The 20,394-nt window shown below is 63.8% G+C and carries 18 protein-coding genes; 9 read left to right on the top strand and 9 right to left on the bottom strand.

Annotation, left to right across the window (positions count from 1 at the left end; genetic code table 11):
- The first annotated feature begins 57 nt into the window (after positions 1-57).
- From F3H95_RS12220 to F3H95_RS12205, 4 genes are read left to right on the top strand one after another with little or no spacing between them, the layout of a single operon-like run.
- Positions 58-1,008, top strand: a complete 951-nt coding sequence (locus F3H95_RS12220; RefSeq protein WP_149746171.1) for an ABC transporter permease — start codon at positions 58-60, stop codon at positions 1,006-1,008.
- 41 nt (positions 1,009-1,049) lie between these two features.
- Entirely contained in the window at positions 1,050-1,937 is an 888-nt protein-coding gene (locus F3H95_RS12215) for an ABC transporter permease (RefSeq protein WP_149746170.1), read from the top strand.
- 12 nt (positions 1,938-1,949) lie between these two features.
- Positions 1,950-3,287 (top strand): FAD-binding oxidoreductase, encoded by a 1,338-nt coding sequence (locus F3H95_RS12210; protein WP_149746169.1) that lies wholly within the window; start codon positions 1,950-1,952, stop codon positions 3,285-3,287.
- 58 nt (positions 3,288-3,345) lie between these two features.
- The gene (locus F3H95_RS12205; RefSeq protein WP_142881243.1) at positions 3,346-3,693 is read left to right on the top strand and encodes a cupin domain-containing protein; all 348 of its coding nucleotides are present in this window, start codon (positions 3,346-3,348) and stop codon (positions 3,691-3,693) included.
- A gap of 74 nt (positions 3,694-3,767) precedes the next feature.
- Here F3H95_RS12205 and F3H95_RS12200 read toward each other — a convergent pair whose 3' ends face one another.
- A complete protein-coding gene (locus tag F3H95_RS12200) occupies positions 3,768-4,421 on the bottom strand; it encodes a GntR family transcriptional regulator (RefSeq protein WP_142881242.1) in 654 nt (217 codons plus the stop codon).
- 267 nt (positions 4,422-4,688) lie between these two features.
- Here F3H95_RS12200 and F3H95_RS12195 point away from each other — a divergent pair, with 267 nt between their 5' ends.
- The 5 genes from F3H95_RS12195 (at position 4,689) to F3H95_RS12180 (ending at position 10,409) form a co-directional block, all read left to right on the top strand.
- A complete protein-coding gene (locus tag F3H95_RS12195) occupies positions 4,689-5,939 on the top strand; it encodes an NRAMP family divalent metal transporter (protein WP_149746168.1) in 1,251 nt (416 codons plus the stop codon).
- 173 nt (positions 5,940-6,112) lie between these two features.
- On the top strand, positions 6,113-6,880 hold the full coding sequence (locus F3H95_RS12190) for a 5-oxoprolinase subunit PxpA (RefSeq protein WP_149746167.1): 768 nt from the start codon (positions 6,113-6,115) through the stop codon (positions 6,878-6,880).
- 4 nt (positions 6,881-6,884) lie between these two features.
- Positions 6,885-7,058 carry a hypothetical protein gene (locus F3H95_RS27150; protein ID WP_188134377.1) on the top strand — a complete coding sequence of 58 codons (174 nt, stop codon included), beginning with the start codon at positions 6,885-6,887 and terminating at the stop codon, positions 7,056-7,058.
- Between the two features lie 7 nt (positions 7,059-7,065).
- Complete coding sequence (locus tag F3H95_RS12185; protein ID WP_149746166.1) at positions 7,066-8,685, top strand: 5-oxoprolinase/urea amidolyase family protein; 1,620 nt, start codon at positions 7,066-7,068, stop codon at positions 8,683-8,685.
- Positions 8,682-10,409, top strand: a complete 1,728-nt coding sequence (locus F3H95_RS12180) for a biotin carboxylase N-terminal domain-containing protein (RefSeq protein WP_149746165.1) — start codon at positions 8,682-8,684, stop codon at positions 10,407-10,409. The genes F3H95_RS12185 and F3H95_RS12180 overlap by 4 nt, the downstream gene beginning before the upstream one ends.
- A gap of 144 nt (positions 10,410-10,553) precedes the next feature.
- Here F3H95_RS12180 and F3H95_RS12175 read toward each other — a convergent pair whose 3' ends face one another.
- From F3H95_RS12175 to F3H95_RS12140, 8 genes are read right to left on the bottom strand one after another with little or no spacing between them, the layout of a single operon-like run.
- Positions 10,554-11,324 (bottom strand): ATP-binding cassette domain-containing protein, encoded by a 771-nt coding sequence (locus F3H95_RS12175; RefSeq protein ID WP_149746164.1) that lies wholly within the window; start codon positions 11,322-11,324, stop codon positions 10,554-10,556.
- Positions 11,321-12,265: an iron chelate uptake ABC transporter family permease subunit gene (locus F3H95_RS12170; RefSeq protein WP_149746163.1), complete on the bottom strand. Its 945-nt coding sequence runs from the start codon at positions 12,263-12,265 to the stop codon at positions 11,321-11,323. The genes F3H95_RS12175 and F3H95_RS12170 overlap by 4 nt, the downstream gene beginning before the upstream one ends.
- Positions 12,258-13,196 carry an iron chelate uptake ABC transporter family permease subunit gene (locus tag F3H95_RS12165; RefSeq protein ID WP_244618001.1) on the bottom strand — a complete coding sequence of 313 codons (939 nt, stop codon included), beginning with the start codon at positions 13,194-13,196 and terminating at the stop codon, positions 12,258-12,260. The genes F3H95_RS12170 and F3H95_RS12165 overlap by 8 nt, the downstream gene beginning before the upstream one ends.
- Before the next feature lie 38 nt (positions 13,197-13,234).
- A complete protein-coding gene (locus tag F3H95_RS12160) occupies positions 13,235-14,146 on the bottom strand; it encodes a siderophore ABC transporter substrate-binding protein (RefSeq protein ID WP_149746161.1) in 912 nt (303 codons plus the stop codon).
- A 32-nt stretch (positions 14,147-14,178) separates the two neighbouring features.
- Positions 14,179-15,492 carry a DUF6005 family protein gene (locus F3H95_RS12155; protein ID WP_149746160.1) on the bottom strand — a complete coding sequence of 438 codons (1,314 nt, stop codon included), beginning with the start codon at positions 15,490-15,492 and terminating at the stop codon, positions 14,179-14,181.
- Complete coding sequence (locus F3H95_RS12150) at positions 15,489-16,757, bottom strand: AMP-binding protein (RefSeq protein ID WP_149746159.1); 1,269 nt, start codon at positions 16,755-16,757, stop codon at positions 15,489-15,491. The genes F3H95_RS12155 and F3H95_RS12150 overlap by 4 nt, the downstream gene beginning before the upstream one ends.
- The gene (locus F3H95_RS12145; protein WP_188134372.1) at positions 16,754-18,478 is read right to left on the bottom strand and encodes an IucA/IucC family protein; all 1,725 of its coding nucleotides are present in this window, start codon (positions 18,476-18,478) and stop codon (positions 16,754-16,756) included. The genes F3H95_RS12150 and F3H95_RS12145 overlap by 4 nt, the downstream gene beginning before the upstream one ends.
- Positions 18,462-20,255: an IucA/IucC family protein gene (locus tag F3H95_RS12140; RefSeq protein WP_188134371.1), complete on the bottom strand. Its 1,794-nt coding sequence runs from the start codon at positions 20,253-20,255 to the stop codon at positions 18,462-18,464. Before F3H95_RS12140 ends, F3H95_RS12145 begins: the two co-directional genes overlap by 17 nt.
- Positions 20,256-20,394 lie beyond the last annotated feature (139 nt).

Here is a 20,394-nt window from a genome sequence, read left to right as displayed (position 1 = left end):
TGCCCGAGGTCCGCTCCTGCCGGAATGCGCCTCGGGTCGAACCGGAGCTGACCCCGCATGTTCGCCTATCTTCTCAATCGTCTCTGGCAGAGCCTTGTCCTGCTGGTGCTGGTGTCGATCATCGGCTTTGCCATCCTCAACCTCGCGCCCGGCGGCCCGTTGTCGCAGTTCGCCCTGACCCCCGGCATGACGCGCGAGGCGCTCGATCGCATTGCCCACCAGATGGGGCTCGATCGTCCCCTTCCGATCCAGTATCTCGACTGGGTCTGGCGCCTCGTACAGGGAGACTGGGGGAAGTCCTACCGCGACCAGAGACCCGTGCTCGACATCATTTCCGGGCATCTGTTCGCAACGCTTCTGCTGATGGTTTCCTCCACCCTCGTCTCGATCCTGATCGGCACCTGGATCGGCATCAAGGGAGCAACGAAACGCTATTCGCTGTTCGACTATACCGCAACGGTGGGCGCCATGGTGGCCCTGTCCATCCCGACCTTCTGGTTCGGTCTCGTCGCCATCTATGTCTTTGCGCTGAAGCTCAAATGGCTGCCCGCCGGCAACATGTACACGATCGGCGATCAGTCTCTTTATGATTATGCGATCCATCTGGTCATGCCGAGCCTCGTTCTAGCGCTTGTCAACATCGCCGTGTGGAGCCGATACATGCGCACCGCAACGCTTGATGTGATCAACCAGGATTTCGTGCGCACTGCCCGTGCAAAGGGGCTCACGCCACGCCGCGTTCTGATGAAGCATGTGGTGGGCAATGCGCTGTTGCCGATGATTACGCTCGCCGGCCTGCAACTGCCGACCATTCTCGGTGGCGCACTGGTAACCGAGACGGTCTTTACCTGGCCCGGCATGGGGCGGCTCTTCCTCGATAGTCTCGGCTATCACGATTACCCGGTCGTGATGGGGCTTCTGATGTTTTCAGCCATCCTTGTTCTGCTCGGCAGCCTGATTGCCGACCTGCTGGTCGCTCTCGTTGATCCCCGCATCCGGCTCGGATGAGGCCATGTTCGCAACAGCCGTCATCCCCGAAAGGATAGACCATGTCTGCCGCAATGCTCTCCCCTTCCGCCGTCGCTGGCGCGCACTGGTGGCGAAGCCGCACGATCCGGCGCTTCATGCGCCACAGGCTCGCCGTCCTCGGCCTCGTGATGATCTCGGTCATGATCTTCGCCTGTGTCGTCGGTCCGCATCTTCTGCCTTATGACGAGCTCTTCATCGATCTGCGCGCCCGCTTTGCGCCTCCACTCACCGGCGCGCATATCTTCGGCACTGATCCGCTGGGCCGGGATATCGCAGCGCGTCTGTTCAATGCCGGTCGCATTTCCCTGCTGGTCGGCTTCTTTGCCATGGTGCTCTCGACGCTGATCGGCACTGTCATCGGCGTGGTTGCCGGCTATTACGGCGGGCGCCTTGGTGCGGTGCTGATGCGCTTCGTTGATGCGTTTCTCTCCTTTCCCAGCATCTTCCTGCTGCTGGCGCTTGCGGCCTTCGTGAAGCCGAGCCCGTTCATGATCACGGTGATCATCGCGGTCACCAGCTGGATGGAAATTGCCAGGCTGGTGGAGGCTGAGGTGCGCTCGCTGCGTGAGCGTGATTTCGTGCTGGCCGCGCGCATGCTGGGGCTGCCGAATGCCTGGATCATGTTCCGGGAAATCCTGCCGAACGCGGTCGGTCCGATCATCGTGGCAGCCACGCTGACGGTGGCGCGTGCCATCCTGCTGGAGGCCTATATCAGCTTCCTCGGCTATGGCATCCAGCCGCCGCTGCCGAGCTGGGGCAACATGCTGAACGGTGCCCAGCAATATCTCGACAAGGCGCCCTGGCTCGCCATCGTGCCGGGGGTGGCGATTACCCTTGCGGTGACCAGCTTCAACTTCATCGGCGACGGCCTGCGCGATGCGCTCGACGCCCGTAGCGACCTGAACTGAGGGGAGGCCGTCATGACAGCGTTTTCCCCCTTCGATATCACCCTATGGTATGCGACTGCCGCACCGGCCCCGACAACCGAAAGGCTTGAAGGCAGCGTCAGGGCTGATGTGTGCATCGTCGGTGCGGGCTATACGGGGCTCACGACGGCGCTGGAACTGGCCAAAGCCGGGGTCCGGGTCGTGCTCCTGGAGCGGGAGGAGGCGGGTTTCGGCGGTTCCGGCCGCAATGCCGGCCACTGCACGCCAACTTTCACCCATTACAGCCTGCCGGAGCTTCGGCGGATGTTGGGCGAACCTTGGGCGGAACGGCTGATCGATCGGCAGACGCGCGCCAATGATCGCGTCGCGGCCATGATCCGCGACTACCAGATCGACTGCGAATGGGTGCAGAACGGCTATGTGATGGGCGCCCCGCATCCTCGCGCACTCGATACGATCCGCGAGAAGGTCGAGACCTATAATGCCGTCGGTGCCCGCACCCGCTTCATCGATCGCGACGAAGTGGCCGATCTCACCGGCAGCCCGCGCTTCCAGGGCGGCTGGCTGCATGAGGAGGCCGGGCATCTCAATCCGCTCGGCTATGCGCGGGGGTTGGCGCGTGCCGTTCTTCAGGAAGGCGCAAAACTGTTCACCGGCTCGGCCGCGACCTCCTGCGAGCGTGATGCGGCCGGCGGTTGGAAGGTGGCAACCGCCGCCGGCCATGTGATCGCCGACAAGGTGATCTTCACGACGGGTGCCTATACCGTTGGCGGCTGGCCCAAACTCGACCGCACCTTCAAGATCCAGCGTGTCTTCGTGGCCGCCACGCAGGTGCTCTCGCCGGAAACGCGGGTCCGCGTGCTGCCGAACAACACCACGATCCACGACGGTCGCGGCGATATCTTTGTCTACAAGTACAATGCGGAGGGCCGCATCGTCGCCTCGATGTTCCCCATGGGACGGCGTGGACGCGACATAGCCTATACGCGACAGGTGATGAGCGAGCGGCTGAAATGGCTGCATCCTCAGATTCGCGAGGAGATCCGCTGGGACTATATCTGGTTCGGCGAACTCGACATGCAGTATCGCACGGTGCCGCGTTTCTACGCTCTGGCGCCCGGGGTCGTGGCCTTGACCGGCCTGTCCGGACGCGGCGTGCCAACGGGCTCCATGCTGGGCTCCATGCTGGGCTCCATCCTGTCCGAATGGGCGCTGGACAGACCGGAAGGCGAACTGGCGCTGAAGCTGGAGCCGCTGAAGGCTGCGCCCTTCTACATGACCTTCGGCCCGGCGCTGACGCTGCGTTACCACCGTCTGCGTGACAATCTCGCTACCCGCCTTTCCGGCACGCCTCTGCCGCCGCATGCCTGACCTTATGCCCCGCGGCGTGCCGCCGATGCCCATCATCATGAACCCCGAGGAGACTGCCATGAGCATGCCGATCTACAACATTGCCGATGATATCGACCTCACGCCCGCCATGCCGGCGCAAGGGCGTGACAGCGGTTCCTACCGCCGCCTGATCTGGCAGGACCCGATGGAAAACGGCACAATCGTCGCCGTATGGAAGGCCGAACCCGGCATCTACAACTATCCCGGCCGCGATCTTGAGGAAACATTCGTTGTCGTCGAAGGCGAGGCGATCTATTCGCAAGCGGGTGCTGCACCCGTGCAGATCGGTCCCGGCGCCATCGTCAGCATCGCCAGAGGCGTGCCCAGCCGCCTCGAAATTCTCTCGCCGTTCCGCAAGCTGGCTACCGTCGTTCCGAAGCCATAGGATCGACCTATCGGGAGCGCTGCCATGCAGGTCAGCGCCATCAGGGTAAACAGTCCTGCGCTGCCGGGATGCGTTCAGAGGGTCTTCTCGAAGGCCTTCAGGATGACCCGTTCCGAGAGCGTCAGATAGTCGCCCATGCGGCTTGCCGCCTCTGCGGACCTGTTGTTCTCGACGAGCGTGACGATCTCGTCATTCATGTCGATGAATGGAGAATGCAGGTCTTCGGGATCTCCGAGCAGCCCGAAGCCGAGCCGCAGTTCTGCGGCGATGCCCGCATAGAACGCATTCAGCCGGGCGCTATCGGATAGATCCACAACGGCCGCATGAAAGGTCATGTTTGCGCTGCCGACGCCCTGCCAGTCGCTGCGCAGGCGGCAGGACTTGGCCGCCTCGACCGCCTGACGCATCGTTCTGACGGCAGGATGCAGATGCCAAGCCTTGAGCAGGGCGCCGCATTCGATGAGGCGTCTGACGCGATAGATATCGATGATCGAGGACATGCTCGGCACGCTGACGAAGACGCCGCGGTTTGCCTCGTGCTGGAGCAGTCCCTCTTTCGTGAGAAGCCGGAACGCTTCGCGCAGCGAATTGCGGGAAACGTTGAGGCGTTCGCTGAAGGCGGCTTCAGACAGGCGCTGCCCCGGCTTCAACTCCCCCGAGATCAGCATCGCGCGAATGTCTCTGGCAAGCCTATCCGCAACCGGCAAGCTCTCCGCCATCTCCGTCATGCTGTTGCGTCCCCAATGCTTCCCGTCGGGCCTGTCATGGGTGGCCCGGTGCGTCTGTTCCCTCAACACTTGCCTCCATAGCACAAATGTTTGGCGGCACACACGGAGTCTTTGCCCAAAACTTCATCATATTGCACAGCAATGTATCTATATTGCTGTGCAATATTAAAAGATTGTTCAACGATATTGACATTTTTGAGGAGCATTCCATGATTGAGAGCATGAAAGCATCCGCGAGGGGCGGATGACGATAAACGGAGACATATCATGCAGAAGACCGAGCCTGTGCCGGGCCGCAAGGCTGCGGGAGGCGCGCAGTCCCAGCGCTATGCCCTGCTTTCCGCCATGTTCCTGATGTCGATGGCGGCCGTCGGGCCGGGGTTCATCACGCAGACCGCCACCTTCACCGTGAAACTGGGGGCAGCCTTCGCTTTCGCGATCGTGGTCTCGATCCTGATCGATTTCGTCGTGCAGGCGAATGTCTGGCGCATCGTCGCCGTCACCCGCATGCGTGCGCCGGCAATTGCCAATGCCGCCATTCCCGGCTCCGGCTATCTGCTGGCCATTCTCGTAATCATCGGCGGCCTGTTCTTCAATGTCGGCAATATCGGCGGCGCGGGGCTCGGCCTCAATGCAATGGTCGATCTCGATCCGAAGATCGGCGGGGCTGCGGCCGCTCTGGCCGCCATCGGCATCTTCCTGTCGCGCCGGGCCGGTGTTGCGATGGACCGCGTGGTCTTCGTCGCCGCCTTCGTCAAGCTGGCGCTGATCCTCTATGCGACGGTCGTGTCAGGCCCGCCGGTTGCCGAAGCCTTCCATCAGACCTTCCTGCCTTCGACCATCGATTTTGCGACGATCACCACCATCGTCGGCGGCACGGTCGGCGGCTATATCACCTATGCCGGCGCGCACCGCCTGCTCGACAAGGGCACGGCCGGCGTGGAAAACATTTCTGCCATCAACCGCGCGGCGCTGAGCGGAATCGCGATCACCGGCGTGCTGCGCTACATCCTGTTCCTCGCCGTTCTCGGTGTCGTTGCAAGCGGTGTTGTCATCGACCTTTCGGGCAAGGGAGCCAATCCGGCCGGCCAGGCCTTTCATGCAGCCGCCGGTGATATCGGTTTCCGCCTGTTCGGTGCCGTCTTCCTTGCCTCCGCCATGACCAGCATCATCGGCGCGGCCTATACCTCGGTGTCGTTCCTGACGGCTTTCAGACCGGAAATCTCCGAGCGTCAGCGCAACCTGGCAACCGTCGCCTTCATCTGCATCTCGCTCGTCGCCTATGTCATCATCACCACGCCGCCGGCCGCCATGCTGGTCTTCGTCGGCGGCCTGAATGGCCTCGTGTTGCCGATCGGTCTGTCCATGCTGCTGTTTGCCGCCTGGAAGCGCGCCGACCTGATGAACGGCTATCAGTATCCGCGCTGGTTGCTGGTGCTCGGCGCGCTGGTCTGCTGCCTGACCTGGTACATGGCCTACAAGTCGATCGGCCCGATCTTCGCGCTGCTCGGCCTGTGACGGCGCATGTCGCAAGAGAGCGTGGCGACCTTGGCGCGCCACGCTCGCCCCGATGTCGCAAGGCCCGTTGTGATACGTCACGAACAGGCTGCGACGCACATTCCCTTGTCGATGCAATAGCGATAGCAAGATCATTGCGATGACCTTGCCAGGAGCTCAAGGAGAACTTCACGATGGCTGCAATCGATCTGAACAGTGATCTCGGAGAAAGCTACGGTGCCTGGCGCATGGGACAGGACGAGGCCATGCTGGCCATCGTCTCCAGCGCGAACATCGCGTGCGGATTTCATGCAGGCGATCCCGCCGGCATCTACAATACGGTCAAGGCGGCCGCCGCCAGAGGCGTGGCTATCGGTGCCCATGTGTCCTATCCGGACCGCGTCGGTTTCGGCCGTCGCGACATGGACATCGCGCCGGAACAGCTCTTTACTGACACAATCTACCAGATAGGCGCCCTGAAGGGCATTGCTGCCTCGCTTGGCACCACCGTCACCTACGTGAAGCCGCATGGCGCGCTTTACAACCGCATCGCCTGGGACGCCAGACAGGGACAGGCCGTGATCGATGCGATCCTCGCCATCGACGCCGGGCTTGTCCTGATGGGCCTTGCCAATGCTCCCATTCTTGATCTTGCCCGCAAGGCCGGTCTTGCCGTTGTGGCTGAAGCCTTTGCCGATCGCGCCTACACGCCGAAGGGCGAGCTTGTCTCCCGCCGCGAGCCGGGGGCGGTTCTGCATGACAAAGACGAGATCGCCGAGCGCATGCTGCGCCTTGCCCGCACCGGCACGCTTGTTGCCATCGACGGTTCCACCATCGAGATTTCCGCCCAGTCCATCTGCGTTCACGGCGACAGCCCCGGTGCGGTCGACATTGCCGAAACGATCCGCCAGCGTTTCGAACGCGAGGGCGTCGCCATCCGACCCTTCGTCACGGGAGCCTGAGACGATGGCCACTCCGATCGATTGTCGGGCACATGTCGATGCGACAGCTGCCCGAAAGGCCCGCGCCACCTATCGCCAAGACCGTGTCGAGCCGACATCCGGCGTTCCCTTCGCGATTACCCATGCGCCGGGCTGCATATCCATCACGGACATTCCCGATTCCGCCTATCACGCCTGAGAACCCGATGCGTATCCTCCCCGTCAGCCTTACCGTTCTCCTTGTCGAACTCGCCAGTCTCCATGAAACGCTGGCGCTGTTCGCGTCTTTGTCGACTGAACCCGTCGACGGCATCGAGGAGATGGTGCCGGCTGCACGCACGCTGATGATCCGGTTCCGGCCGGACACGATCGATGCCGCTCGTATCGCGGAAGCGCTTGCAGCACGCGATCTCTCCGCCGCGCCGCCGGCTGCCGGACAGCTTGTGGAGATTCCCGTCCGCTACGACGGTGAAGACCTGAACGATGTGGCAGCGCTGACCGGCCTTGACGTCAATGAGGTGATCCGCCGGCATACTGAAAGCGAATTTGCCGTAGCCTTTTGCGGCTTCGCACCCGGCTTCGGCTATCTCGTCGGCGGCGATCCGGCACTCGCCGTCCCGCGCCGCCAGAGCCCGCGCACCCGCATTCCGGCCGGCTCGGTGGCGCTTGCCGGTGCGTTCAGCGGCGTCTACCCGCAAAACAGCCCGGGCGGGTGGCAGATCATCGGCACGACGCCGCTCAAGATGTGGGATATCGACCGGGAACCCGGCGCGCTGTTGCAGCCTGGCTATCGCGTTCGCTTCCTCGACATGGCCAGGACCGGCAGGACTGTTTCCCTTGCGCAGACGCCGCGCAAGGCAGAACGGCAGCCGGACCTCTCCGCTCCACATTTCGAGGTTCTGGCTGCGCCGATGCCCGCGCTGTTTCAGGATCTTGGCCGTTTCGGGCAGACGGGGCAGGGGGTATCGTCGTCCGGAGCGCTCGACCGCAGCGCCTTCAATGCCGCGAACCGTCTTGCCGGAAATCCCGCCAACACGCCGTGTCTGGAACTGACGCTCGGCGGCTTCGCGTTCAGGAGCGCTGCCCGCGCCGTCATCGGCCTTGCCGGCGCGCCGTGCCCGATCACGATCGAGACCGCTGCCGGAGCCGTATACGGCGCTGAAGCCTATCGCCCGATCTCTCTGGAGTCCGGCGATATCGTGCGGCTCGGCCAGCCTGTGAAGGGCATGCGCAGCTATCTTTCCGTGCGCGGCGGCTTCGATGTCGAGCCGGTTCTTGGCAGTTTCGCGACCGATACGCTGGCTGTCGTCGGCCCGAAACCCGTGGTGACGGGCGCCGTTCTGACACTGAAGGGTAAAACCGCCGGTCTTGCCAGCGTCTCGCTCGACGAGGCTCCGGCCTTCGAGCCTCCCCTGGCCGGCGAGATCGTGACCCTCGATGTCGTGCTCGGTCCGCGCACCGACTGGTTCACGCAAAAGGGACTGGAAACCCTGAGTGCCCAGCTCTGGACGGTGACGCCGCAATCCAGCCGGGTCGGTATCAGGCTTGCCGGTGACCTGCCGGTCGAGCGCAGGGACACCGCCGAACTTCCGAGCGAGGGCACGGCGACCGGCGCCATCCAGATTCCGCATAGCGGCCAGCCGGTGCTCTTCCTCGCCGATCATCCGCTGACAGGCGGCTATCCGGTCATCGGCGCGGTTGCGGACTACCACCTCGACCTTGCAGGCCAGATCCCCGTCAACGCCAAAATCAGGTTCCGACCGATTGCCCCCTTCGCGGAGATTTCGGCGACCGGAACCAACGACATCCGAGGAGAGCAGCGATGAAAAAAGTTCTGATCGCCAATCGCGGCGAGATTGCCGTGCGCATCATCCGCGCCTGCCGCGACCATGGTATCGGATCGGTCGCCGTCTATGCCGATCCCGATTGTGATGCGCTGTTCGTAAGGCTGGCCGATGAGGCCTACGCACTGGAGGGCGTGCGCCCGGCCGAAACCTATCTCGACATTGCCAAGCTGATCGCCATCGCAAAGCGGGCCGGCGCTGACGCCGTCCACCCCGGCTATGGCTTCCTGTCGGAGCGTGCCGAGTTTGCGCAGGCCGTGCTCGATGCCGGCCTTATCTGGATCGGCCCCGACCCGCATGTGATCGAAACGCTCGGCGACAAGGTCAAGGCGCGTCATATCGCTACCAGTGTTGGCGCGCCGCTTGTGGCCGGCAGCGACGGTCCCGTCACCTCGGCTGCCGAGGTTATCGCCTTTGCAAGAACGCATGGCCTGCCCGTTGCCATCAAGGCCGCCCATGGCGGTGGTGGACGCGGGCTGAAGGTGGCCTGGAAGATGGAGGAAATCGCTGATCTCTACGAGTCCGCCGTGCGCGAAGCCACCGCTGCCTTCGGGCGTGGTGAATGTTTCCTCGAACGATTCCTGGACCGGCCCCGCCACATCGAGGCGCAGGTCCTGGCCGACAAGCATGGCAACGTACTGGTGGTCGGCACGCGGGACTGTTCGCTGCAGCGCCGTAACCAGAAGCTCATCGAAGAGGCTCCGGCGCCGTTCCTGTCCGCCGAGCAGCGGCAGAAAATCCATGATGCGGCAAAGGCGATCTGCGCGGCTGCGGGATATTCGGGGGCGGGCACCGTCGAGTTCCTGCTTGGCGTCGACGGCACGATTTCCTTCCTCGAAGTCAATACGCGCCTTCAGGTTGAACATCCCGTGACCGAGGAAACGACGGGAATCGATCTCGTCATCGAGCAGTTCCGCATCGCGGAAGGCGGGACGCTGAGTATTCTGGAGACGCCGGAGCCGCGCGGGCACGCGATGGAATTTCGCATCAATGCCGAGGATCCCGGTCGTGGTTTCCTGCCGACACCCGGTGACATTGCCGTCTTCGATCCGCCATCCGGACCGGGCGTTCGCCTCGACAGCGGTGTTGTCAGCGGTTCCTCGATCCCCGGTGTGTTCGACTCCCTCGTGGCGAAGCTTATTGTCACGGGCGCCGACCGCGATCAGGTGCTGCGCCGGGCCCGGCGGGCGCTTTCGGAGTTTCGCATCGAAGGGGTGGCGACCGTCCTGCCGTTCCACCGCGCCGCAGTTGAGGCGGATGACTTTACCGGTGCTGACGGCTTCAAGGTTCACACCCGCTGGATCGAGACGGACTTTGCCGCCATGCCCGACGCTATGGAGCGCCCTGCACCTGCTGACGATCCGTCGATGACGCGCACATGGCTGGAAATTGATGGTCGGCGGGTCTCGGTCGGCCTGCCGAGCATCCTGCTGTCCAGCCTGGGGGCGGCAGGACGCAGTCAGAATGGCATGACGGGTCAGCCTGCGCAGACCCCGTTGGATGGCGTAGCTGCCCCGGTTTCGGGAACCCTGCAGACCTTCAAGGTGGAGGACGGCGCCACGGTTGCCGAAGGCGATCTTCTGGCCGTGATGGAAGCGATGAAGATGGAAACGCAGATCACCGCGCCCAAGGCCGGAACGGTTCGGCTTCTGGTCCAGCAAGGCGCTTACCTCCAGGCCGGCAGTCTTCTTCTCAGGCTGGAATAAGCGCGGAGCCGGGGCATCCGCCGCAACCGCGCAGACAGGGCAGTGACGGGTATGGTGGACCACATCTCCCGTGGGATCAGTCTGCCGAGGGGGACACGCGTTCCCTTTGCCTTCCCTCACGCCCTCTCCGACCGCAACGGCAGGTCAAAGGGCGCAGGAGGCGTATTGCAGCGCAAGCCGCATACCGTTCGTCTCGATAACGGGAACCCGAAACCCGTAGATTGCTTCCAGCACTTCGGTGCGCATCACCGTCTCTGGCGAGCCGTCTGCGGCGATCATGCCGTTCTTCATCGCGATGATCCGGTCGGCACTCGCCGAGGCGTGGTTGATGTCGTGCAGCACGATGACGATGGTACGGCCGGTTTCGTCGACCAGTCGCCTGAGTTCCAGCATCAACTGGCGGGCGTGATACATGTCGAGATTGTTCAGGGGCTCGTCGAGCAGGATATAGTCGGTGTCCTGGCAATAGGTCATTGCCACCATCACCCGCTGCCGCTGTCCGCCTGAGAGGCGGTCGAGCGAACGGTTGGCAAGCGCCTCAAGCTCGAAGCGGGCGAGCGCCTCCTCGACCATCGTCCGATCCTGCGCCGTCATCCGTCCGCCGCTGTGCGGAAAGCGGCCGAAGCCCACCATGTCACGCACGCTCACGCGCGGCGGCGGGCCGGAATCCTGCCGGAGGATGGCGATCTTCTTCGCGAGCAGCTTGCCGGGTGTCGATTCCACCGGCAGTCCGTCGATCGTCACCGAGCCGTCTTGCAGCGGCAACAGTCGGGCGGCGAGCGATAGAAGGGTCGACTTGCCGGCGCCGTTCGGGCCGACCAGTGCGGTGAGACCGCCTCTCGGGAGCAGGAGGTCGATGCTGTCCAGCACGCGCTGGCCCTCACGAACGAGGCTTACGGATTTGATTTCGATCATCGGATGCGCCTCGCAAACAGAAGCAGGATGAAGACGAGGCCGCCGATGAAATCGACAACGACCGAGAGCGTCGAAGCCTGGCCGAGGCCGTGTTGCAGGAGCGTTTGCCCGCCGACGAGAACGATCACACCGAGCAGAATTGCGACGGCGAAGAGAGTGTCATGCCGGCGCGAGGCCGTCAGCCGTTCGGCGAGGGCTGTGACCAGCAGGCCTAGAAAGGTAACGGGGCCGACCAGCGCTGTGGAGACGGCTACCAGCAGCGAAACGACAAGGAGGTGGATCATCACGGCGCGGTTCCAGGCGACACCGAGCCCGATCGCCGTGTCGCGACCGAGCGCTGCAACATCGAGCAGATGTCGGCTGGACAGGAGGAAGCCGCCGGCAATGACCGTGACAAGCACCGCAATCAGCAGCAGGTCGATCATCGGCGAGGAGAAGTTTGCGACCATCGCCCTTTGCGCCACGGCAAACTCCTGCGGGTCGATCAATCGGCCGATGAGACTGGTCATGCTGCGAAAGAGCGCACCGATGATGACGCCCGCCAGCAGCATCCGCGTGAGGTCCATCTGGCTCTTCAGTGCCGGCCGCAGGATGATCATTGCGAGCAGCATCAGGGCTGCGGTTTCAGCGCCGAACTTCAGAAGCGGCGAGAGGGAGACATAACCCAGCCCGCCCAGTCCGAAGACGAGGGCGGCCTGTCCGAACTGGTAAAGCGCGTCGAGCCCCATGATCGAGGGCGTGAGAATGCGATTGCCGGTGATCGTCTGGAAGGTGACGGTCGAAAGTGCAATGGCGATGGCGACCGTCACCAGGGCTGCGAGCCTGATGCCTCTCAGTTCCAGCGCAAATGCGATGTTGCCGCGCAGGTTCACGCCCATGAAGGCGGCCATCGTCGTGAGCGCCAGGCCGAGGAGGAGGGCTATGACGATCCGATCACGCATCGCGTCGCTCCTGAAGGACGAACCAGAGGAAGACGGCCGGCCCGATCACCCCCATCACGGTGCCGGCGGGGATCTCGTAGGGAAAGCGGATGATGCGCCCCGCGATGTCGGAGGCAAGCACCAGGATTGCCCCGCCCAGGGCCGTCAGGGGCAGCGTGCCACGCAGATTGTCACCCGAAAGGCGTGATACGAGGTTCGGTACCACCAGCCCGACAAAGGGAATGAGCCCGACAACGACGACTGACAGTGCCGACATGACGGACACCAGCACGAGTCCGATCTGGGTCATCCGGCGATAGTCGATGCCGAGACTGGTCGCCTGCGCCTCGCCGAGCGCCATGATCGTCAACCGCTCGGCAATCAGCATGGCAACGGCGACGATGACGACGGCGACGAAAAGCAGTTCGTAGCGCCCCCGCAGCACGCCGGAGAATTCACCGTTCGTCCAGATGTCGAGATATTGAAGGAGATCATTTTGCCAGGCGACATAGGTGACGGCCGCTCCCACCACACCGCCATAGACCATGCCGAAGAGCGGCACGAGATGCGGTTGCTCCGGTGGCAGGCGGTGGGCCGTCGAAAGAAAGAGCGCGGTGCCTGCAAGCGCACAGATGCTCGCAACCAGCGCCTTCATGCCAAGGCCGGTGGCCGGCAGAAAGAGTGTGACGATCAGGATGCCAAGTGCGGCGCTTTGTGCCGTGCCGGCGGTCGACGGTTCAACGAAGCGGTTGCGGGTCAGCGTCTGCAGGATCTGCCCGGCGACGGCAAGGCCTGCACCGCAGAGCACGGCGGCCAGGGTGCGCGGCAGCCGGCTGATCGACAGCAGATCGGCGAGCGGTACGCTGCGGGCCGTTGATGAAAGCGAGATCTCTTCGACGCCGATTGCAAGGCTCGCAACGACGAGAAGCGCCAGGCAGAGCCCGGCGCTCATAACCACGCGGCGATGCAAGGGAATGGCGGGGACAAACATCACTGGCTGTCGGAAAAGGCGGTCTCGATCGCCCCCAGCACCCGGGTCGTCGCCTTCAGTCCTCCGGCCGCGATGTAGAAGTCGGCCGAGGGCAGATAGACCACCTGGCCACGTTTCCAGGCTTTTGTGCCGTGAACCAGCGCATTGTCGAGCGTTGCCTTCGCGTTCTGGTCCCTGGCGCCGATCGCGGCTGCCCGGTCAAGCACCAGCAGCCAGTCGGGATCGGCCCTGGCGATGAACTCGAAGGATACAGGCTCGCCATGTGTTGCGCCCTTTACATCCTCGACAGCTGCCGGCAGGTCGAGCGCCTTGTGCACCCAGCCGAAGCGGGACGTGGTGCCATAAGCGGTGATCTTCGGGCCGTTGGTCATCACGATCAGCGCCTTGCCCTTGCCCTGGACTGCTGACCTGGCACGGGCCAGTGCCGCGTCGAAATCGGCAAGAGCATTTTCGGCCTGGACCTTTCTTCCGAAGATGGTGCCATAGGTGCGGGCGCGTTCGCGAGCCTGATCGACCACATCGATGCCGTCCATGGTCATGTCGAGCGACGGTGCGATCCTTGACGTTTCCTTCTCCTTGCCGGACGAGCGGCCGCCGACGATGACCAGATCCGGCTGCAGCGCGCTCAGCGCCTCGAGATCGGGTTCGAAGATGTCGCCCACGACGTCGGCCTTGCCTTTCAGATCCGACAGTTCGGGAAGATAAAGGTTGCCCGGAATGCCGGCCGGCATCACCCCGATTGCCAGCAGGGTGTCGAGGGCGGCGATGTCGTAGACGGCGACCTTTGACGGCGTCCCCGTCACGGTGACCGTGCCGGCATAGGTCTCGACATCAAGGGCACGGGCCGGCAAGGCGGCAAGGCAGAGACTGGCGGCCATCAGGACGCAACGTGTGAGGGGGCGAAATGTCATGCTCTTGTCTCCGAAGGTCGGATGGTCATCGTTCAGCCCGCTGCCGTCAGGCGCCGAGCGGGTGTCTCGCGGAAGCCGGCACTCCAGGCGTCGAAAGCGGCTCCGAGTCGCGTCTTGATGGAAAACTCGATCCGGTCGGCGCGATCGAGCCTGCGCCTCACATCCGCGATCAGCCGCTGGTCGCAGGTCTGGGCCAGTTTCATCGCGGCAAAGTGGATGTTCTTCAGCTCCTGATGCAGTGCCTCGATCTCGGTGCACCAGTGCTCGAATTCGCTGTTGGGCAGCAGCGCCGCCCGCCAGATGAAGGCAAAGCCATGTTCATAGGCGTATTTCCGGATGGCGAGCACGGGCAGTTCGCGCAGCCCGGAGCTGAGGTCCGACAGCGTCAGCCCGTTCCGGCCTTCAACATGTGCAGAAAGGATATCCCGGAGCGCATCGATCAGCGGATTGCGGTTGCGGATCAGGCATTCGTTGAGATAGGCCGCGACGTCGGCATCTGCCGCCGGCCGGAACGCTGCCCGGTCGAAATGATAGCCGCCCGCAACCGTCGGCTGGGCAATGGCGTTCAGGACCTTCTCGCGCTCGATGACACCTTCCCAGCGATAGTCCGGATCACGGATGAACCACATAGCCGGGTCATCGGTCATTTCTGGCATCAGGTAGTGGGGGAAGGGGTTCTGGTTGAACTTGTTCTCCCGTTCCGGCAGGTGGAAGAGATCGAGCATGACCATCACGCCCTCGGTCTTGCGCCGACTCTCCAGCAGGCGGAGGAAGGTTGTGATGTTTTCGTCTTTCGAACGGGAAGGATCGTACCAAGGGGTGACCGGCGCCCGGTAGAGCCGCTCGAACCACAGCCGGAACGGTTCGTGGCTGACGGTCTCGTGGTGATAGAGCAGGTCATGGCGCGGACCGATGCCGAAGGGCGCATCCCAGATGCCGAAGTAGAAGGGCCGGTGGTCGATGCCGCGGCGCTTCAGCCCGTCGCAGAGGCAACTGACGAAGCAGTGCACCTTGATGTCATAATACTCCTCGCCATGCACTCCGCCTTCGAATTCCGGCATCGGCGCGGCGGGGGTCTCCGGTGTGGCGGACAGCGTCTCCTTCTCCGGCAGGAAGAGATCGGCAAGATCCGCGACCGTCACCACGTCCTTGCGGCTGATCAGGTCGTCATCGACCATCAGCCCATGTTCCAGTTCGAGGTTGAGGAAGATCTGCAGGATCAGAACGGAATCGAGATAGAGATCCTCATTGAGGCGTGCTGTCGGCGAAAAATCCTGCATGTGGTGATGCTGCATGGGGCCGGCCAGCACCTGTGCGATGGCGTTGATGACGTCGCTTCGGGTCACGAGGCGCACTCCTTTCGGGGATCGAATTCTGCGTTCAAAAAGCGGCGCGCGACCTCGCGCCGGCTGATCTTGCCATTGGCCTGGCGTGGAACTTCGGGAACCTGGACGAGATGCATCGGCACCTGATGCGGCTGCAGCACGGCGATCAGCCGTTCACGCAGTTCCGCTGGCGACATGATCCGGTTGGCCGAATAGACGAGCGCGACCCGCTCGCCGGCAAAACTGTCGGGCACCCGGAAGGCGACGGCGTCCGTGACGTCCTCGACGGCAATCGCCTGGTCTTCGACATCCCGCGGATAGACGTTCAGGCCCGAGACATTCACGGTATCGTCAAGTCGGGAAACGAAGACCAGCATGCCATCGGTGCGGCGATAGCCGAGATCCCTGGTCTCGATCCGCGTTCGTCCGTCGAGCACGATTTCCGCCGGCTGTTCCGCCGTGCCGTTTTCGAGGAGCGAGAAGCGGGGCAGGATGCGCCCCATCTCGGCGGGATGGACAAGATCGGTATTGATGGCGACGCAGCCAGCTTCCGAGCAGCCATATTGCTGGTAGAAGCGCTCTGTGCGCTTGCGGATCGCAGAAAACCAGCTTTCCGGCAACAGCGTGCCGGAGGTCATGACGGCATGCAGCGTTTCGCCCGGTGGCAGAAGCCGCGCCATGGTATGCAGCATGGCGGGCGAGGAATAGAGGATGGGCCGCTCGGTGTCGCCAAGCACCCTGATCAGATGCTTGGGATTGGCCGTGTTCACCACATGCGGAACGCGACCGCGCTTCAGGCCGACCAGCAGTCCGCAGATCAGCCCGTAGGAATGGGTGGTGGGGCAGGCGACGATGGGTGTCATGCCGTCCGGTTCGGGGAAGAAACGGACATAGTCCTCAAGCTCCCGCACGATGTCGTCCCAGTCGCGTGCGACGCATTTCGCAGCGCCGGTGGTGCCCGAACTCATCTGCAGCAGCCGCCCGCGGGGGCTCTCGTCGGTGGGGTCGCCGAGCCATTCGGCCGTCGTCCCGCCGTGATAGAGCCGGTGGCAGCCTGCTTCCCTGGCAAGCTTGCGGGCGGTGGCAAGCGGCGTGCCCGGCAGAAGCGGCAGGATGCTGGCGCCGAGCCGCTGGACGGCGAAGAAGGCAGCCAGCCAGTCTGCGGTTTCAGCAAGGCAGATCGCGACGCTGAGCCGTCGATCGGTGATGCCGGCCGCGGCGAGGAAGGCCTCGCCCTTGCTTTCGATGTCGGCGCGGGTGTGGAAGGTTCCGTCGATGAGGATCATGGCTGGTCGCTCCTGTCTCGGAGCCCAAGCGGATTGGGCACCCGGTGGCGATAGAGGCTGCGGTCTTGGAAGAGCTTGCGGGAAAGCAGCGATTCCGTCGAAATGTCCGGCTGGTCGTGGGCAAAGAGGCAAAGCCGCTGCTGGTCGCGATAGCCGGCGGCATAGCCGTCGAGGAGCCTCGTCACGATATCCCAGAAGGCGTGTTCTGAGAGCCCGTAGGCGGTTTCGATCAGCAGCGAGATTTCCGTCAGGCAGTAGATGAACAGGCAGTCCATCACCAGTTCGCGCAGTTCGTTGGCATGGTCGGTCCAGTAATAGGCATCCGACGGCGCCCCATCGTAGACCGGGTCAATCGCGGCAAAATCCGGCAGGGCGTCCGGAACGCGCAGCAGCGCGGGGCAGAACTCGACGCTCTCGTGGAAATCGCGCAGGATCAGCCGCTCCGGCCAGCCGTTGCGCAGCACCAGGATCATGTTCTGGCCATGCGCTTCCAATCCTACGCCGTGATGCACCATCAGGTGCCACACAGGCAGGATCGTCACCTCCAGCATCCGGTTCAGCCAGGGGAGAAGCCCGTGCCGGGCGATCCACGGGGCGATGAAGGGTTTGCCGTCCGCCTCCATCATCATCAGCGCATTGAAGGGGACCGCCTGTTCGTCCGGAGCCGTCTGCGGGCTTTCACGCAGCATCAGCCCCAGCCTGCCGTCGAGCGCTCCATGCGCATCGACACGGATGCCGGCATATTCCTGCAGGACCTCCAGCCGATACCGGCTGCGAAAATCCTGATCCCCCTCCACGAGCGCCGCAAGCCAACGGCTGAGATGCGGGGCCGTCACGATCGAGTGCGGCTCCAGTCCCCGCCGTGAGGAGGTGTTGACGATGTCGAGCGGCAGTTTCACGTGGGCACGGGCCGGATCGGCGTGGTTGACGAGCGTGCGGATCGATTGTGTCGCCCGGTAGGGATCGCCGTTTTCGCCGAGCGAGGTCACCCGTCCGTCGGCAATCCAGTCGGCCAGCAATCCATGCTTCAGGTGCCGCCACTGCCAGGGATGAACCGGCACGAGAGCGTGGCCGTCGAGCGAGATCCCGTTGCGCCTCATGCGCGAGAAGAGGCGTGCCGCATGGGCCTCGCCGAGTTCCTTGCGCCAGAAGATCTCCGGATCGGTCGGCAGCGCCTCGCGGACATGCCGGCGTGCGATTGCCAGCCAGTGCAGCCGGAAAGGCCGTGCGGCCTCCGGGCCGAACAGCGCGTTGTCTCTGAGCGTGAAGCCGGTGCGGGACTTGAAGCAGGGGTGGTAGGGATGTGCCTCCGCAAGCGCGCAATCGAGCCGGTCGAAGGGCAGTGAGCGCCTGTCGACTGGTTGCAGCAGGGCACTGTCCTGATGAAGGAATGTGACCGTTCGTTCGAGTTCGCCAAGCAGTGTCAGCCGCGCGGCCTCCTGTGCCGGCAGGAGATGGATCAGATGGTCGAGCGAGCCGCCGGTCCAGGCGCGGGTTTCAGGGCATCGGACTTGAAAGGAGCCCGGTGCTATGCGCGGGCGGCCAAAGGGACCGTGGCGTAGCCGGGCGCGTGCCTCGCCTTTACCGATTTGAAGCCGTGTCATGTCGTCGTCTGAGCTGGGTTCATCCACCCGAGCCAGACCTTCGAACAGGAGGGCGGACACGAACTGCCGCAGCACGCGCTCGTCCGGCCGGCCGGGCAGGTCAAGAGGCAAGGGCATCGGTAATCCTTGTGTCCTGCATCTGGGCGGGATGCAGCGGGTTCGGCATGTCCCGGTAGAGCGCCGTGCCCGCCCCGCCTTCGAGCTCATCGATGCCGGCCACCCGCACACCCAGATTGGCCTTGGTGGTGATCGTTCTGTCGTCAAGCAGATGGCGGACGAAATCGAGCCCGCTGCCGCGCAGGCTCTTTGACAGGTGGGCGAGATGGTTCCGCAGGCGGGCCAGAAGGCAGGCCTCATCGGCGAGCCCCTCCATCTGCATGCGATGGATCACGGCAAAGACCTGGTTGACGACAAGATAATAGCCGAAGCGACGGCGGATCTCGGTCTCGGGATAAAAGAGATCGGCCACCATCGAGAGATCGGGCAGGGCAGCTGTCAGCGCCGGCCGGTGCCGCTCCGAGAGGTAGAAACCCTGGCTGTCCCTGTAGATGACCCTGGAAGGCCAACCCTGGGAGACATCGACCAGCATGTTCTGCTGGTGCGCTTCGAGCGCGATGCCGGTTTCGTCATAGAGGCGGACGAGCGCCGCCACACAATCGAGATAGCAGTCAAACCAGTGGAACGCTGCGTCAGTGCGCGCCATCCCGGCGTAGCCGGCCATCCTCTCAACGGATGCCGCGAGCCGCTGGTGGCGACCGGGAAGGGCGGGCGCCGTCAGTGCCGCCAGGCTGACGATGCCGTTGCCCTTCTCGCCGCGATAGGGGTTTTCCCGCAGGATCACCTCGAAGCCGCTTTCGCAGGCACCGGGCAGGTCGAGGGTCAGGTAGGCGGGATCTCTGAGGAAGCCGAGCTTCGGCAGTCGGGTCTGAAGGTCAAGCAGTTCGACGAGCCGTGCCATGGCGACGCCGGCGTCCAGTTCGTGCCGGCGGTTCAGCCGCAGCGAATTGGTGATCTTCACCGGCAGGGAGAATTTCAGCATCCAGTCGCAATCGTCGGAGGCGATGGTGCGCACCGACGAGCTGGCGGTAAAGCGCAGCCCGCCGCTGCCGAGAAGACGAAGCCGTCCGGCCTCGATCAGCGCCTGGATACGCGGCTCGAGCAGCAGCGCTTCTGCCTGCAGCGGATGCATCGGCAGCAGCATCTCGCCGTCTCCGATCGGTCTGGTCTTGAGCAGATCCGCTGCCATCTCCCGCAGGATCGCGTCCAGGCTTCCGGCGACCGAGCGGCTGCGCACCATTTCACGCGGTGCGGCGAAATAGGTGAGGGCAAAACGTCCTGCACCCTCCGGTGCATAGACCGCAGATTGCCAGTCGCTCATCCCTGTGAGGCTCTTTGGCGTTGGATGCATCCAGTGGCCGAAGACAAGTGATTGTTCGCTTTCCAGAAAACCCTCCGGCCGGTTGTCCAGCCGTCCGGCGCTCTGTCCCGCGATCGTTGCGATCCGGGCGCAGCTTTGCAGCGTCCGCAGCATCAGTTCCAGTCCTGCGCCGGGCCGGCTTTCTCCTGCCGTCTTTTCGGCGAGATCCTGTACGAGGCATTGCATGGCCCAGAGCGGATCCATCGGTTGCCAGTCCCGTTCGCCCGGATGGCGGCTGAACAGCGGTCCAAAGGCCTTCGGGCCGGTACGGCTGTCGGCGGCGACCACGGCGCGCAGATGCAGCCGCTGCGCCGAGAGATACCAGTCGAGGCAGTGCCGCTCGCAGCCATCGAGCGCCATGCACGTAGCGCAGCCGGGATCGATTTCGCGGATGTAGCAATTGGCAAAGCTCTGGAATGTCGCCGCCGCGGCGATCGCCTGCGGATCATGCGCGGCCGGCATGGGTGCGCGCGGCATCATGACCATCCTCCGGTCCGTTTCGACAGGGGACTGCAAAGCCCGAGGCGGAGGTTGCGCGCGGTGCGCCTGTCGCTCATCTGGGGTTTCCTCGTTGCTCGATGCGCTGGCGTGCTGCGCCGGTTTCCCGGCACAGCAC

The sequence above is a fragment of the Rhizobium sp. RU35A genome (assembly GCF_900156005.1).
Taxonomy (GTDB): Bacteria; Pseudomonadota; Alphaproteobacteria; order Rhizobiales; family Rhizobiaceae; genus Neorhizobium; species Neorhizobium straminoryzae.
This window is presented reverse-complemented; position numbering and strand designations above follow the sequence as displayed.

Coding starts and splice junctions, on each gene's coding strand:
- F3H95_RS12210 (WP_149746169.1), top strand. CDS start 1,950: ATGACAGCGTTTTCCCCCTTCGATATCACCCTATGGTATGCGACTGCC.
- F3H95_RS12175 (WP_149746164.1), bottom strand. CDS start 11,324: ATGATCGAAATCAAATCCGTAAGCCTCGTTCGTGAGGGCCAGCGCGTG.
- F3H95_RS12150 (WP_149746159.1), bottom strand. CDS start 16,757: ATGATCCTCATCGACGGAACCTTCCACACCCGCGCCGACATCGAAAGC.
- F3H95_RS12195 (WP_149746168.1), top strand. CDS start 4,689: ATGCAGAAGACCGAGCCTGTGCCGGGCCGCAAGGCTGCGGGAGGCGCG.
- F3H95_RS27150 (WP_188134377.1), top strand. CDS start 6,885: ATGGCCACTCCGATCGATTGTCGGGCACATGTCGATGCGACAGCTGCC.
- F3H95_RS12165 (WP_244618001.1), bottom strand. CDS start 13,196: ATGAGCGCCGGGCTCTGCCTGGCGCTTCTCGTCGTTGCGAGCCTTGCA.
- F3H95_RS12145 (WP_188134372.1), bottom strand. CDS start 18,478: ATGCCCTTGCCTCTTGACCTGCCCGGCCGGCCGGACGAGCGCGTGCTG.
- F3H95_RS12140 (WP_188134371.1), bottom strand. CDS start 20,255: ATGCCGCGCGCACCCATGCCGGCCGCGCATGATCCGCAGGCGATCGCC.
- F3H95_RS12180 (WP_149746165.1), top strand. CDS start 8,682: ATGAAAAAAGTTCTGATCGCCAATCGCGGCGAGATTGCCGTGCGCATC.
- F3H95_RS12205 (WP_142881243.1), top strand. CDS start 3,346: ATGAGCATGCCGATCTACAACATTGCCGATGATATCGACCTCACGCCC.
- F3H95_RS12215 (WP_149746170.1), top strand. CDS start 1,050: ATGTCTGCCGCAATGCTCTCCCCTTCCGCCGTCGCTGGCGCGCACTGG.
- F3H95_RS12160 (WP_149746161.1), bottom strand. CDS start 14,146: ATGACATTTCGCCCCCTCACACGTTGCGTCCTGATGGCCGCCAGTCTC.
- F3H95_RS12190 (WP_149746167.1), top strand. CDS start 6,113: ATGGCTGCAATCGATCTGAACAGTGATCTCGGAGAAAGCTACGGTGCC.
- F3H95_RS12185 (WP_149746166.1), top strand. CDS start 7,066: ATGCGTATCCTCCCCGTCAGCCTTACCGTTCTCCTTGTCGAACTCGCC.
- F3H95_RS12220 (WP_149746171.1), top strand. CDS start 58: ATGTTCGCCTATCTTCTCAATCGTCTCTGGCAGAGCCTTGTCCTGCTG.
- F3H95_RS12170 (WP_149746163.1), bottom strand. CDS start 12,265: ATGCGTGATCGGATCGTCATAGCCCTCCTCCTCGGCCTGGCGCTCACG.
- F3H95_RS12200 (WP_142881242.1), bottom strand. CDS start 4,421: ATGACGGAGATGGCGGAGAGCTTGCCGGTTGCGGATAGGCTTGCCAGA.